This is a genomic window from Mesorhizobium sp. B2-9-1, from assembly GCF_006439455.1.
In the GTDB taxonomy this organism is placed as follows: Bacteria; Pseudomonadota; Alphaproteobacteria; order Rhizobiales; family Rhizobiaceae; genus Mesorhizobium.
Window position 1 is genome coordinate 21,293 of the sequence record NZ_VFTP01000001.1, and the last position, 13,612, is coordinate 34,904.

The 13,612-nt window shown below is 65.4% G+C and carries 10 protein-coding genes; 5 read left to right on the forward strand and 5 right to left on the reverse strand.

Going from position 1 to position 13,612, the window contains the following annotated elements; translation table 11 throughout:
* Positions 1–69: 69 nt before the first annotated feature.
* Positions 70–2,382 carry a glucose/quinate/shikimate family membrane-bound PQQ-dependent dehydrogenase gene (locus FJW05_RS00105; protein WP_140626844.1) on the forward strand — a complete coding sequence of 771 codons (2,313 nt, stop codon included), beginning with the start codon at positions 70–72 and terminating at the stop codon, positions 2,380–2,382.
* A gap of 19 nt (positions 2,383–2,401) precedes the next feature.
* Here FJW05_RS00105 and FJW05_RS00110 read toward each other — a convergent pair whose 3' ends face one another.
* Positions 2,402–2,839, reverse strand: coding sequence for a hypothetical protein (locus FJW05_RS00110; protein WP_140626845.1), 438 nt, complete (start codon positions 2,837–2,839; stop codon positions 2,402–2,404).
* A 247-nt stretch (positions 2,840–3,086) separates the two neighbouring features.
* On the opposite strand from FJW05_RS00110, the gene FJW05_RS00115 reads away from it, so the two are divergent.
* The gene (locus tag FJW05_RS00115) at positions 3,087–3,989 is read left to right on the forward strand and encodes a dienelactone hydrolase family protein (protein ID WP_140626847.1); all 903 of its coding nucleotides are present in this window, start codon (positions 3,087–3,089) and stop codon (positions 3,987–3,989) included.
* A 400-nt stretch (positions 3,990–4,389) separates the two neighbouring features.
* Here the strand turns inward: FJW05_RS00115 and FJW05_RS00120 are convergent, their stop codons facing one another.
* Positions 4,390–5,241 carry a DMT family transporter gene (locus FJW05_RS00120; RefSeq protein ID WP_140626849.1) on the reverse strand — a complete coding sequence of 284 codons (852 nt, stop codon included), beginning with the start codon at positions 5,239–5,241 and terminating at the stop codon, positions 4,390–4,392.
* Positions 5,242–5,404: 163 nt separating this feature from the next.
* On the opposite strand from FJW05_RS00120, the gene FJW05_RS00125 reads away from it, so the two are divergent.
* A complete protein-coding gene (locus FJW05_RS00125) occupies positions 5,405–5,881 on the forward strand; it encodes an Lrp/AsnC family transcriptional regulator (protein ID WP_140626851.1) in 477 nt (158 codons plus the stop codon).
* A gap of 55 nt (positions 5,882–5,936) precedes the next feature.
* On the opposite strand, the gene FJW05_RS00130 is transcribed toward FJW05_RS00125, so the two are convergent.
* On the reverse strand, positions 5,937–6,134 hold the full coding sequence (locus FJW05_RS00130; protein ID WP_140626853.1) for a hypothetical protein: 198 nt from the start codon (positions 6,132–6,134) through the stop codon (positions 5,937–5,939).
* Between the two features lie 145 nt (positions 6,135–6,279).
* Positions 6,280–6,765, reverse strand: a complete 486-nt coding sequence (locus FJW05_RS00135) for a thioesterase family protein (RefSeq protein ID WP_140626855.1) — start codon at positions 6,763–6,765, stop codon at positions 6,280–6,282.
* Between the two features lie 155 nt (positions 6,766–6,920).
* Here FJW05_RS00135 and FJW05_RS00140 point away from each other — a divergent pair, with 155 nt between their 5' ends.
* Positions 6,921–8,336: an FAD-linked oxidase C-terminal domain-containing protein gene (locus tag FJW05_RS00140; protein ID WP_140626856.1), complete on the forward strand. Its 1,416-nt coding sequence runs from the start codon at positions 6,921–6,923 to the stop codon at positions 8,334–8,336.
* A 15-nt stretch (positions 8,337–8,351) separates the two neighbouring features.
* Here the strand turns inward: FJW05_RS00140 and FJW05_RS00145 are convergent, their stop codons facing one another.
* Positions 8,352–9,320, reverse strand: coding sequence for a Dyp-type peroxidase (locus tag FJW05_RS00145; RefSeq protein WP_140626858.1), 969 nt, complete (start codon positions 9,318–9,320; stop codon positions 8,352–8,354).
* Between the two features lie 195 nt (positions 9,321–9,515).
* Between FJW05_RS00145 and FJW05_RS00150 the strand changes: the two genes are divergently transcribed.
* Positions 9,516–13,439 (forward strand): AsmA-like C-terminal region-containing protein, encoded by a 3,924-nt coding sequence (locus FJW05_RS00150; protein ID WP_140626860.1) that lies wholly within the window; start codon positions 9,516–9,518, stop codon positions 13,437–13,439.
* Positions 13,440–13,612 lie beyond the last annotated feature (173 nt).

Consider the following 13,612-nt stretch of genomic DNA (forward strand, 5'->3'; position numbering starts at 1 on the left):
GCAGGGCAGGGACGGCTCGCCGTCGCCTGAAAGCGGCCGCGAAGGCGCAACAGTCGAAGGAGCACCGTCTTGGCTGTCACCATCACCTCCCTCGTCCTCTTCCTCATCGGTCTCATTCTCGGCGGCGGCGGCATCTTGCTCATCGCGCTGGGCGGCAGTTGGTATTATCTGGTCGCCGGCCTGGTCTTCCTGATCACCGCCTGGCTGCTGTTCAGGCGCCGGTCGACCTCGCTCTGGCTCTACGCGCTGTTCGTACTGGCCACGCTATCCTGGGCGGTCTGGGAAATCGGCTTCGACTGGTGGCAGCTCGGCCCGCGCGGCGGCGTCATCGTGCTCATCGCGCTGTGGCTGCTGACGCCGTGGGCAAGGCGGGGCTTGCTCGGGCCGGACGGACGCGCGCCGCTGATCCTGGCCGTGCTCGCCTCGCTCGCGGTCGCCGGTTATTCGATGACCGCCGATCCCATGGATATCGGCGGCACGCTGGGCACCGAAAAGGCGGCGACGGCCGCCAATCTCGGCGGCGACATGCCGGCGGGCGAGTGGCAGTTCTACGGCCGCACGCCCTTCGGCCAGCGCTATTCACCGCTCGACCAGATCACGCCGGACAACGTCGCCAAGCTGCAGCCGGTCTGGACCTATCGCACCGGCGACGTGAAAGGCCCCGACGATATCGGCGAGACGACCTATCAGGTGACGCCGCTGAAGGTGGGCGACGCGCTGTTCATCTGCACGCCGCATAATTTCGCCATCGCCATCGATGCCGCGAGCGGCAAAGAGAAGTGGCGCTACGATCCGAAGATCAAGTTCGACCCCAACCGCCAGCATCAGACCTGCCGCGGCGTGTCCTATTATGCCGACGCCAAGATCGCCGCCGGCCAGCCTTGCGCCGCGCGCATCTATCTGCCGACCTCCGACGCCCGGCTGATCGCGCTCGACGCCGCGAACGGGCAGGTGTGTCCGTCCTTCGCCGAGGGCGGCACGCTGAACCTGATGGCCAACATGCCCTATCCGAAGTCGGGCTATTACTATTCGACATCGGCGCCACTGATCGTCGGCGGCAAGATCATCGTCGGCGGCGCGGTCAACGACAATTACTCGACCGAGGAGCCGTCGGGCGTCATCCGCGCCTTCGACGTCAACACCGGCGCGCTGCTGTGGAACTGGGATTCCGGCAATCCGGATGTGACGACGCCGCTGCCCGCCGGGCAGACCTACACCCACAACTCGCCCAACATGTGGTCGACCGCGAGCGTCGACGAGAAGCTCGGGCTGATCTACGTGCCGCTCGGCAACCAGACGCCGGACCAGCTCGGCATGGGCCGCAGCGCCAATGTCGAGAAGTTCTCCTCCTCGATCACCGCGCTCGACCTCAACACCGGGCAATTGCGCTGGGTGCGGCAGACTGTGCATCACGATCTGTGGGACATGGACGTGCCGGCGCAACCGTCGCTGGTCGACATCACTACGGCGAGCGGCGTCGTGCCGGCGCTGGTCGGACCGACCAAGCAGGGCGATCTCTACGTGCTCGACCGGCGCACCGGCGAGCCGATCATTCCGGTGAAGGACGTGCCGGCGCCCGGCGGCGCGATCGAGGGCGATCATGCCTCGCCGACGCAGCCGGCCTCGGATCTGTCCTTCAATCCGAAGCCGCTGACCGGCGCCGACATGTGGGGCATCACCATGTTCGACCAGTTGGCGTGCCGGATCGAATTGAAGAAGCTGCGCTATGAGGGACGCTACACGCCGCCCTCGCTTCAGGGCTCGCTGATCTATCCCGGCAATTTCGGCGTCTTCAACTGGGGCGGCGTCGCGGTCGATCCGGTGCGGCAGGTGATGTTCGGCATGCCGACCTATCTCGCCTTCACCTCGAAGCTCATCCCCCGCGCGGACGTGCCGCCGCCGGGCGACACCAAGGGCAGCGAGCAGGGGCTGAACCGCAACGAGGGCGCGCCTTACGCGGTGGTGATGGGACCGTTCCTGTCGCCGCTCGGCATTCCCTGCCAGGCGCCGCCCTGGGGCTATGTCGCCGGCGTCGATCTCAAGACGGGAAACATCGCCTACAAGCACCGCAACGGCACCGTCTACGACATGACACCGCTGCCTTTGCCGCTGAAGGTCGGCGTTCCCGGCATCGGCGGGCCGATGATCACGGCTGGCGGCGTCGCTTTCCTGGGCGCGGCGGTCGATGACTATCTTCGGGCCTACGACCTCACCACCGGCAGGCAGCTCTGGCGGGCGAGGCTGCCGGCGGGCGGCCAGTCGACGCCGATGACCTATACGGTGGCCGACGGCCGCCAGTTCGTCGTCATCGTCGCCGGCGGCCACGGCTCGGTCGGCACGAAGCCGGGCGATTACGTGATGGCCTACACGATGCCGAAATAGGACAGGGCGGCGTCAGGCCTCAAAGCCCGAGATGACCGCGCAAGCTGGGCACCTGGTCCAGCACCTGATTGGTCAGGTCGGGGCCGGCGGCAACCTCGGCCTGCTTGATCAAGGTCTCGCCGGCCTGACGGATTTGCGCCATGTCGAGGCCGGACGCCTTGAGCGCGGCGATGCCGTTGATCAGCGCGCCGGCCTTTTCACCCAGCACGCCGCCCAGCGCGCCCTGCAGCGACGACAGAAGCCCGCCGCCCGAATTGGCCGTCGCGCTGGCGGCCATCACGTCGTATTTCTGGGCCAACGCATCGGCGCCGGGAATCTGGTCGAAGAAGGACGAAACGCTGGTGCCTTCAGCCTCATGCTCGAGCACGGAAAAAATGGTGCCCACAACCTTCTCGGTGGTCGGCTCGTCGAGGCCAGCCTTCGAGGAAACGGTGTTGATGATATCCTGGACGTTCATGGCATTCCCCTTTTTCGTCATTCGTATCGGTGAAGCCGATCCGGCAACTTCACGTCCTAATGTGACAGCACCATCAAGCCTTTCGGAAATGACCAAAATGTGATGAATCGCGCTGGCTTGTCGGCGCGACGGCGGGTTGGCTCCACCAGGGTTCCGCCCATATGGGTCGTCACCGGGGCGTGACTGGACCGTGCGATACTCGACCCTATCTTGCGGTTCGATCTGCCAATCGTCGTCGAGGACAGCCATGACCGAACCCGTTGCAAAGCCCGCCATCACGCAGCCTATCATCACCCAGGCGATGATCGACGCCTATGACGAATACACGCATCTGACGCTCGACCGCCGCCGCTTCATGGAGCAGTTGACGAAGCTGGCGGGCTCGGGTGCCGCGGCGGCCGCGATCGCGCCGATGCTGGCGGCCAATTCCGCAAAGGCGGCGATTGTCTCCGAGGACGACAGCCGCGTTAAGGGCGAGGACATCACCTATCCCGTCTCAAGCGGCGAGATGAAGGGCTATCTGGTCAAGCCCGCGAACCAGTCAGGCAAGCTCGGCTGCGTCATCGTCATCCACGAGAACAGGGGGCTGAACCCGCATATCCGCGATGTCGCCCGGCGCGTGGCGCTGGAGGGATTCATCGCGTTGGCGCCGGACTTCCTGTCGCCGCTTGGCGGCACGCCGTCCGATGAGGACAAGGCGCGCGACATGTTCACCAAGCTCGACGTGGCCAGAGTCGCCGCCGACGGCGTTGCGACGATCGCCTATCTCAAGGGCCTCAAGGATGGCAACGGCAAGGTCGGGGCGGTCGGCTTCTGCTGGGGCGGAGGCGCGGTGAACCAACTCGCCGTCCATGCGCCCGACCTCAGCGCCGGCGTCGCCTATTACGGCATGCAGCCCAAGGCCGAGGACGCTCAAAAGATCAAGGCGCCGCTGCTGCTTCACTATGCCGGGTTGGACGAACGCACCAACGCCGGCATCGACGCCTATAAGAAGGCGCTCGACGCCGCCCATGTCGAATACAAGGTGTATGTCTATGAGGGCGCCAACCACGCCTTCAACAACGACACCTCGGCCGCGCGCTATGACAAGAGGGCCGCCGACCTCGCTTGGGGCCGGACGATTGCTTTCCTGAAGGAGAAGCTTGCATAGCCGAGCGGTCCAGAGCAATTCCAGGAAGAGTGACAAACGGCAACCTTTCAAAATCCGTGTGTCGGAGAACCAGGGCGTTTCACTGTTTCACGGAAACGGCGCCGGGAATTGGTTGAAGCCGCCCCAGCCTCGTCATTCTATGGCGGAGCAAGGAGCGAAGCGACGCGCGCAGACCATAGAATCCATTCCGTGACTTCGAAGCGACGCCTCGGTGCAGAATTCTGCTCCGTTGCACGCCTTGGCGAAGGTAACGGCATGGATTCGAAGGATATTCGCGACGGAGCTTCGCTCCTGCTCCGCCCTGGAATGACGATCGCGATGGGCGTTTCGGCCAATCTCCGAGGCGTGCCACCTGCCAACGCAAACAGAGCCGACCGGTCAAAATCCCTGTGCAGTGCCACTAGGCGTTTGCCGCCGGCTTGTGGAAGGCCACCCCGGCGATGACCAGTGCAATCCCGACGCAATCGGTGAGGCTTGGCACCTGGCGCAGCACGATGACGCCGATCAGCGTCGCCGTGAGCGGCAGGAGCGAGAGCATCAGCGCGAAGCTCGCGCGCGGCAACCTCGCCATGGCGAGCTGGTCGCAGATGTAGGGGATGACCGAGGAGCAGATGCCGACACCGATCGCGGCGCCGAGCAGTTGCGGCGACGCGAAGGCGGGCAGCGCCTCGCGAAAGCCGATGGGCAACACGATGAGGAAGGCGACCGCCATGGCGGCGCCGAGGCCGGCGATGCCGATGCCTGCCTGGGCGACGCGGTGACCGATCACGATGTAGCCGACGAACAGGGCGCCGTTCAAAAAGGCCCAGAACAGGCCGACCGGATCGCTGGACCATTTCACGTCGATGAGCAGCAAGGTGCCGACAACGGCAATGGCGAGCGCGGCAAAGTTGCGCCGGCTGCGCAGGCCAACCAGCGCGACCGCGATCGTGCCGACGAATTCGATCGCCGCCACCAGCGAGATCGGCAGCCGGTCGAGCGCCAGATAGAACGAGCAGTTCATCACCGCCAGGCAGATGCCGAATGCCAGCAGCAGAAGTCGCTGAGGGCGATCGGCGCGGGCGAAAACGCGCCAGGGCCTGGTCAGGGGAGCAAAGACGAGGGCGGCGGTGGCGATGCGCAGCCAGGCCATGCCGAGCACGCCGACCTGAGCGAAAAGCAGCACGGCGAAGGCCGGCCCGAGATAATGGAACACGGCGCTGACGCAGAACCAGACATGCGGCGGCAACGCGTCGGCCGTTCTGGCAACCATGGTGGGGCCGGCGAGGGCTGGGTGCGCATCGGCGGCGGCCCGGTTTGCAGCCGGAATTTGCGTTTGCGTTTTCATGCGAGCATTATCGCAGGCGGAACTCGCGGATTACATGTGTAATGAATGGCTCGATTGACGCTTTGCTTTCTGATGGGAGAGGTTTGGCTTGAAAAACCTTCGAAGTGAAAATGTCGATCTGGACGCGATCGACCTGAAGCTCCTGCGGCTCCTGGAAAAGGACGCGCGCATCAGCACGGCGGAACTGGCGCGTGCGGTCGGGCTGTCGGCGCCGAGCGTGGCGGAGCGCATCCGCAAGCTGCAGGATAACGGCGTGATCGAGGCGTATACGGTCAGGATCAATCCGGCCGCTCTCGGCATGAAGCTGTCCGCATGGCTGAGAATCAGGCCGGTGCCGGGACAGCTTTCCGTGGTGGCGGACATCATCCGCGAGCTGCCGGAAATCGCGCAATGCGACCGCGTGACCGGCGAGGACTGCTTCGTCGCGCTCGCCCATGTCGGCTCGGTGAGCGAGCTCGAGCGGGTGATCGACCGGATCATTCCCTATGCGATGACCAACACCGCGATCATCCAATCGTCACCGGTCGAGCCGCGCTCGCCGCTGGGCGGGTTCAAGCAGCCATGATTCGGCGGTTATGACTCGGCAGCTATGACTGGGAGGATGAGGCAGCGACGATGAATCAAGCGTGGCCGCGCTTCATGCGCGCCTGCTTCAGGATCACGCGCCAGCGGATCATGTCGAACGGGATGGGTTCGTTGTTGTTGGCGATGTGGAAGATCTCGTTGTTGACGTTCTTCAGCGATCGCCAGAAATCATAGTCGGTGATGCGTGGATCGGCCGCCAAGCGCTCCACTTCGACGTTGATGTCGGTTTTCATGCACTATCCTCGCACCGCATTCCGCCAGCCGCCCCCGCGCAAACCCGGTACGGCGGTTTTCGAACGCGCCAGTGAGTCGTTCAACGGACTCAACCGACTTGTTCACGTTAAAACCTTGGTAAGGTTAACGCGGGCGTGCGGGTTTTCAAGCGCTCTTGCGCTTGATGCCGATCGAGCGGCCGGCGCGCTCCGGCGTCGGCAGTCCGGCATGAGCGGCGCGCATCGCCTCGACCTGGGCCATCACGTCGGCGGGGAAGGGAGCGACCTTCGGTCCTTCCATGTCGACATGCAGCGACAGCGACTCGGACGTGGCGGCCAGCCAGCCGTCGACATGGCGGATTTCCTGGTAGGCACGCAGGCGCTTCTCGTCATGGTCGATCAGCTGGAACGAGACATTGACCTTGTGGTCGAGGTGCAACTCCTGCACGTAGCAGACATGAACTTCGGCCGTGTAGATGGTGAGGCGTCGCTCCTTGGCGTAGTTCGGCCCCATGCCCATCAGCTCGAACGCCTGGTCCGAGCAGCGGTCGAACAGCACGTTGTAGTAGGCCATGTTGAGATGGCCGTTATAATCGATCCATTCCTTCTCGATCGCCATTGGGCCGGAAATGATCGGTGCGGGGATCGTCATTTTGGTTTTCCTCGATGGTCGCTGGACGGGGCGGATGGAAGATTACGACGTAGTCGCCACAAGCCTAATCGCTTGGCACTTTTCCTAGGATTGCTTTAGGCATCATTCATAGCTGCACTAAAAGCGTGGCCACTGGTCCATTCGCGGAGGAATTCATGGCTTTGAGCGACCTCAACCCCGTCGAACGCAATGAGGAAGGCATCGCCGCGGTGCTCGGCATCCTCAAGCAGCGCTTCGGCGAGCGCTTCCAGACCGGCGAGGCGATACGCGGCCAGCACGCGCACACCACCACCTATATCCCGACCCAGGCGCCGGACGGCGTGGCTTTCGTCGAGACGGCTGCGGACGTGCAGGAGATCGTGCGCGCCTGCGCCGTCCACCGCGTGCCGGTCATCGCCTTCGGCGTCGGTTCTTCGCTGGAGGGCCACACCAATGCGCCGGGCGGCGGTATTTCCATCGATACGTCGCGCATGAACCGGATCCTGGCCGTCAACCCGCAGGACCTCGACTGCACAGTCGAGCCCGGCGTGACGCGCGAGGACCTCAACCGGCATCTGCGCGACACCGGCCTGTTCTTTCCGATCGATCCGGGCGCCAACGCCTCGCTCGGCGGCATGGCGGCGACCAGGGCCTCCGGCACCAACGCGGTGCGCTACGGTACCATGCGCGAAAACGTGCTGTCGCTGACCGCCGTCATGGCCGACGGCGAGACGGTGACGACCGGCAAGCGGGCGAAGAAAAGCTCGGCCGGCTACGACCTGACGCGGCTTCTGGTCGGCTCCGAAGGCACGCTCGGCGTCATCACGTCGCTGACGCTGAAACTGCAGGGCATTCCGCAGGCGATCTCCGGCGGCGTCTGCCCGTTTCCGAGCCTCGAGGCGGCCTGCAACACGGTGATCGCGACCATCCAGATGGGCATTCCGGTGGCGCGTATCGAGCTGGTCAACGCGCTGCAGATGCGGGCGATGAAAAACTATTCCAAGCTCGACCATCCGGAGAGCCCGTGCCTGTTCGTCGAGTTCCACGGCAGCGACGCGGGCGTCGCCGAGCAGGCCGAGACGTTCGGCATGATCGCCGAGGAGCAGGGTGGCGGGCCGTTCCTGTGGACCAGCGTCGCTGAGGAGCGGACAAAGCTCTGGAAGGCGCGGCACGACGCCTATTGGTCGTCGCTGACGCTGCGCCCCGGCGCCAAGGGGCTTTCGACCGACGTCTGCGTGCCGATCTCGCGGCTTGCCGAATGCGTCACGGAGACCGAGGCCGACATTGCCGAGATGGGGCTTGTCGCGCCGATCGTCGGCCACGCCGGCGACGGCAATTTCCACGTGCTGGTGCTGATGGATGTCGACAATCCTGGAGAGATCGCGCTCGCCGAGAAATTCGTCGCCCGGCTCAACTTGCGCGCCATCGCCATGGAAGGCACCTGCACCGGCGAGCACGGCGTCGGCCAGGGCAAGGTCGGCTTCCTGCGCCACGAACTCGGCCATGGCGTCGATGTCATGCGCACCATCAAGCAGGCGCTCGATCCGCTGAACATCATGAACCCGGGCAAGATCCTACCGGCGGCGGGCTGATCCGCTGGCCGGCGGCTATTCGCCCACGCCTTCGGCCAGCTTCTGCAGCATCGGCCGCGTCGGCGCGAAGAAGGTCGTGCCGGTATGCGGCGTCGAGAAGTCGAGCAGCCGGTCGTAGGCGCCGGCCGGCTCGCCGACATACATGCGCTGCAGCATCTTTTCGATCACCCACAGATAACGCGTATAGCCGATGAAATAGGTGCCGAACTCGTTCTGACCCGGGCGGCCGAACGGCATGTTGTCGCGCAGGATGTCGTATTCGTTGCCGGCGTCGTCCTCGATGGTGGCCAGCGACTTGTGCGACTTGCGCGGCCTGTCGTCGTCATCGATCTCGATGTTGTCGATCTTGGTGCGGCCGATGATCTCTTCCTGGACATGCGTCGGCGTCTCTTTCCAGGCTGCCATGTTGTGCAGATATTTCTGTACGACGACGTAGCTGCCGCCGGCAAAGTCGCCGTCCTCGTCGCCGATCAAAGCAGAGGCGGGCAGGTCGAGGCCGGTCGGATTTGCGGTGCCGTCGACAAAGCCCAGGAGGTCGCGCGCGTCGAAATAGCGGAAGCCGGACACCTCGTCGGCGACGGTCACGCTGCCGGCCAGGCGGTCCAGCAGGATGCGCTCGAGCTCGAAGCACATGTCGGGCCGCTCGGCGCGGATGTGGAAGAGCAGATCGCCCGGCGTCGAGGGCGCCGAGTGCGCCGAGCCCTCGATCGGCGCGAAGGGTTTCAGCTCGCGCGGCCGGCGGCCGGGCGACAGACGGTTCCAGAGCGCGGCGCCGATGCCGGCGATGCAGGACAGGCGTCCCGACAAGTCGCGGAAGCCGACGTTCTTGACGAGATCGTCGAGCTCGCCCAGCACCGAAGCGACATTCGAAAGCGCGGCCTTGTCGCTGCCGACGGTCACAACAAGGAAAATCGCGGCCAGCGACAGCGGAGCGTCCACGCTCTGCGCGTCGATGGGCACTCTGTCCCAGTTCTTGCCTGACATCGGGAACGCTCCGTGTTGGGTTCAGATTTGTCGCGGCCAAGGACGTGACCGGAAGGGCGGGAATCCGCAAAAGAGATATCGCGAGCGCAAGCCTTCGCGCAACTGGAGACGTCGGCCGTTGCCGCGCATTGAATTGCCTCTTTATCGACACGCGGATGCGGGTAGAGTGCGGCTGACTTTCAACCTGGGAAACAGATGCTCGCCCGCCTGTTCGTGATTTTCGGTGGCCTGTTCGTGCTGGTGCTGTGCGCGGCGCTGGTGGTGCCGTATTTCATCGACTGGACAGGTTACCGGGGCGATTTCGAGCGCGAGGCGAGCGCCGTCCTCGGCCGCAAGGTGACGGTGAAGGGCGACGCGACAGCGCGGCTGTTGCCGTTTCCGTCGGTGACCTTCTCGAATGTCGAGGTCGCGGGCGGGCCGGAAGGCCAGCCGGCGATGACGGTCGAGACCTTCTCCATGGATGCGGAGCTCGCACCATTCCTGCGCGGCGAGGTGCTGATCTTCGACATGCGGCTGGTACATCCGAAAGCCGTCATCAATATCGCCGGTGACGGCACCGTCGACTGGACGCTCCGGCCCTCGGCTCCCTTCGATCCGGGCCAGATCGCGATCGAGAAGCTGTCGGTGACCGAAGGGCAGATCGAGCTGCGCCATGCCGCCGGCGGGCGCAGCCACCTGATCTCGGAGATCAACACGACGATTTCGGCCAAGGCGCTCACCGGCCCATGGCGCATGGACGGAACGCTGCGCTTCGATGGCCTGCGGGCCGACGTCTCGGCTTCCACCGGCAAGGTGGAGCCGGACGGCCAGATGCGGCTCCGGCTGAAAGCGGATCCCGATGCCTATCCGCTGATCATCGAAGCCGACGGCAATGCCGGCATCGTCAACGGCGCCGCGGTCTATTCCGGCCAGTTCAAGATTTCGGGTGACGACAGGAATTCGGCCGAGCTGCGCGGCAACGGGGGCGAACCGGTCAAGGTCAGCACCGGCAAGCCCGATCCGGGCTTCCGGCTGAACGGCAAGTTCGCGCTCGACCACCAGAAGCTCAATTTCGACGAGTTCCGCTTCGAGACCGGGCCGCTCGACAATCCCTATACCGCCGACGGCAAAGCATCGGTCGATCTCGGCCTGAAGCCGCATTTCTCGGTCGAGGCCAGCGGGGCGCAGGTGCAGTTCGACGAGGCCGTCGGCGGGGCCGCCGCCGGTTTCACGCTCGACCAGCGCATTGCGGCGTTCGAGCGGACGCTGCAGCACATGCCGAAGCCGACCATACCGGGCAAGGTCGAGGTCAGGCTGCCGGCGGTGGTGGCGGGCGACACGACGGTGCGCGATGTGCGGCTGTCGGCCGAGCCGGCCGAAGGGGGCTGGTCGGTCAAGTCGCTTGCCGCGACGCTGCCGGGCCGCACAACGCTCGAAGCCGACGGCATGTTGAGCGTCGAAGACCATTTCGGCTTCACCGGCTCGTTGCTGCTGGCCGTCGGACAGCCTTCCGGCTTTGCCGCCTGGCTGTCGAAGGATGTCGACGAGGCCATCCGCCGGCTGCCCGCGGCAGGTTTCAAGGCCAAGGTCGATCTCAGCGAGAACCGGCAGTCGTTCAGCGATCTCGAGCTCATCCTCGGCAAGGCGAAATTTTCGGGCAGCATCGATTCCAGCCAGCCGGACGGCGCCAGGCCATCGGTGCTGATGCGGCTGACGGGCGGCGAGATGGATCTGGACGGGCTCGCGGCGTTCGCCTCGATCTTCATCAGCGACAAGGGCGCCAACCGCTTTTCGGATCGCGATCTCGATTTCCAGATCAAGGCGGGTCCGGTCAGCGCTGCCGGGCTCAGCGTCGACACCGTCGACACGGCGCTGCGGCTGCGCGAGGGCCTGCTCGAGATCGACCGGCTTTCGATCGGCGGCCTGGCCGGCGCCTCGATCAGCGCCACGGGCCGGGTCAAGGATTTCCCGCAAAGCCCGACCGGCAAGCTCAACGCTTCCGTGGTGGCGGTGGACCTCAAGCCGCTGATCGACGTCGCGGCCCAGCATTATTCCGACAATGCCATGCTCAAAGGCCTGGCCAGCCGCGCGGCGGCCTATCCCGAACTGTTCCAGGACGCGCGCATCGATCTCTTGACCAGCGCCGCCGACAATGGCGACGGCACCACGGGCCTGGCGCTCTCGGCCCAGGGCAAGGCCGGCGGTTCGGCCTTTTCGGCTTCGCTTTCCGGCAAGGGAACCGCGGACAAGCTCTCCGAGGCGCCGGTGGCGATCACCTTCAACGCCCACAACGACAATGCCACCGCGCTGCTTGCGCTTTACGGCCTGCCGGCGTTGCCGCTCGGCATGCTCGGCCACGCCAACACCGACGTCTCGGCGAAGGGCTCGGTCGCCGGCGGTCTCGCGACAAGCTTCAACCTGACGGCTGATGATTTCAAGGCAAGCTTCGACGGAACAGTCGCCTCGACGGCGCAAGGCCCCACCGCCAAAGGCAAGGTCAATCTCGACGCCGCCGATATCGAGCCGTGGCTGATGACGACGGGGGTAGGCCTGCCCGGCATGGGAACGGGGACGTCGACGTCGCTGGCGGCCGATGCCGATTTCGGCAATGGGCTTCTGGTGCTGAGCGGTCTCACCGGCTCGATCGACAAGGCGGCGGTGTCCGGCGACGTCAATATCGACGCCAAGGATGGTCTGCCGCATCTTGCCGGGGCGCTGGCGCTCGACGAGCTCGACCTCGATCCGCTGGCGGTCTCGCTGTTCGGCGACCAGTCCTTCGCTGCCGCCAAGGGCGGCTGGCCGACGACGCCGTTCAGCCAGAAGTCGACCCTGCCGTTCAACGCCGACCTCGATCTCAACACCTCGGCGCTCGCCGTCGGGCCCTTCGCGACGGCGCATGACGCTTCATTCTCGCTTAAGCTCGACCGCGAAGGCATCCATGTCTCCGATCTCAAGGCGAAGCTCTATGGCGGCGAGCTGACCGGCCTGTTCGACCTGAAGAACACCGAGGGCACCGGCCTGTTCTCCAGCCAGATGAGGCTGGCCGGCAGCGATCTTTCCGCGGTCCTGCCAGGCGCCGGCATCGGCGGCAGCGGCGATCTTTCGGCCGCGTTGTCGACCAGCGGCAAATCCGTCGATGCCATGATTGCCGCCCTGTCCGGTTCCGGCACCGCGGCGCTGAAGGGATTGAAGGTGGACGGCATCAATCCGGACGGCTTCGGCGCCATCATCGCCAAGGCCGATGCGATCGGACGCGATATCGACATGGCCAAGACCGCGGAGTTCGCGCCGCAGATCGCAGGCGAAGGCAGCTTCGCCGCCGGCGACACCGATGTGGCCTTCACCGTCGCCAACGGCACGCTGCGCGTGCCGCCGATCAGCCTCGACAATCCCGGCGCGACCTTGTCCGCCGACGTGACTGCCGATCTCAACACGAGCACCGTCACGGCAAAGGGGACGCTGACCTATCGCCCCGGCGATGAGGCACTGGTCGGTTCCGAGCCGGCCGTCAATTTCAGCCTGGCCGGTCCGCTCGGGGCCGCGCCCCAGTTCGACAGCGGCCCTCTTGCACAGTTCCTGACGCAGCGCGCGCTGGAGAAGGAACAGCAGCGGGTCGAGGCGATGCAGGCGGCGCTGCTGGAGAAGCAGCGGCTGCGGCGCGAGGTGCGCTATTACGCCTCGCTGCAGACGGAGCGCGACAAGGCGGCCGAGGAGTTGCGCCGGCAAGAGGAAGAGGCGCGGCAGAAGGCCGAGGCGGAAGCCAAGGCAAGAGCTGAAGCGGTAGCGCAGGCACAGGCAGAAGCCGAGGCAAAAGCCAAGGCGGATGAAGAGGCCAGGGCCAAGGCGGAGGCCGACGCCAAGGCGCAGGCCGAAGCGGACGCCAAGGCCAAGGCCGATGCACAGGCGAAGGCCGAGGCCGAGCAGCGGGCCGCGGACGAGGCGGCCAAGGCACAGGCCGAAGCCGATCGCAAGAAGGCGGAGCAGGCGAAGCTGGACGCAGCGCGCAAGGCGGCCGAGCAAACGCGCAAGGTCGACGGGTCGCTGCCGGGCGTCAACGACGGTTCGGCGCCGGCGCCGGCGAAACCGAAGGCCAACCCTTTCACGATCGACAATCTGTTGAAGTCGCTCGACGGCGGCTGAGCTTTACGCTGCGGGGGCGGGACCAGTTCCGCGGCACACGGATTTGACCGGTCGGCTCTGTTTTCGTTGTCAGGTGGCATGCGTTGGAGATTGGCCGAAAACGCCATCGCGATCGTCATTCCAGGGCGGAGCAGGAGCGAAGCTCCGTCGCGAAGACCCACGGTCATAACGTC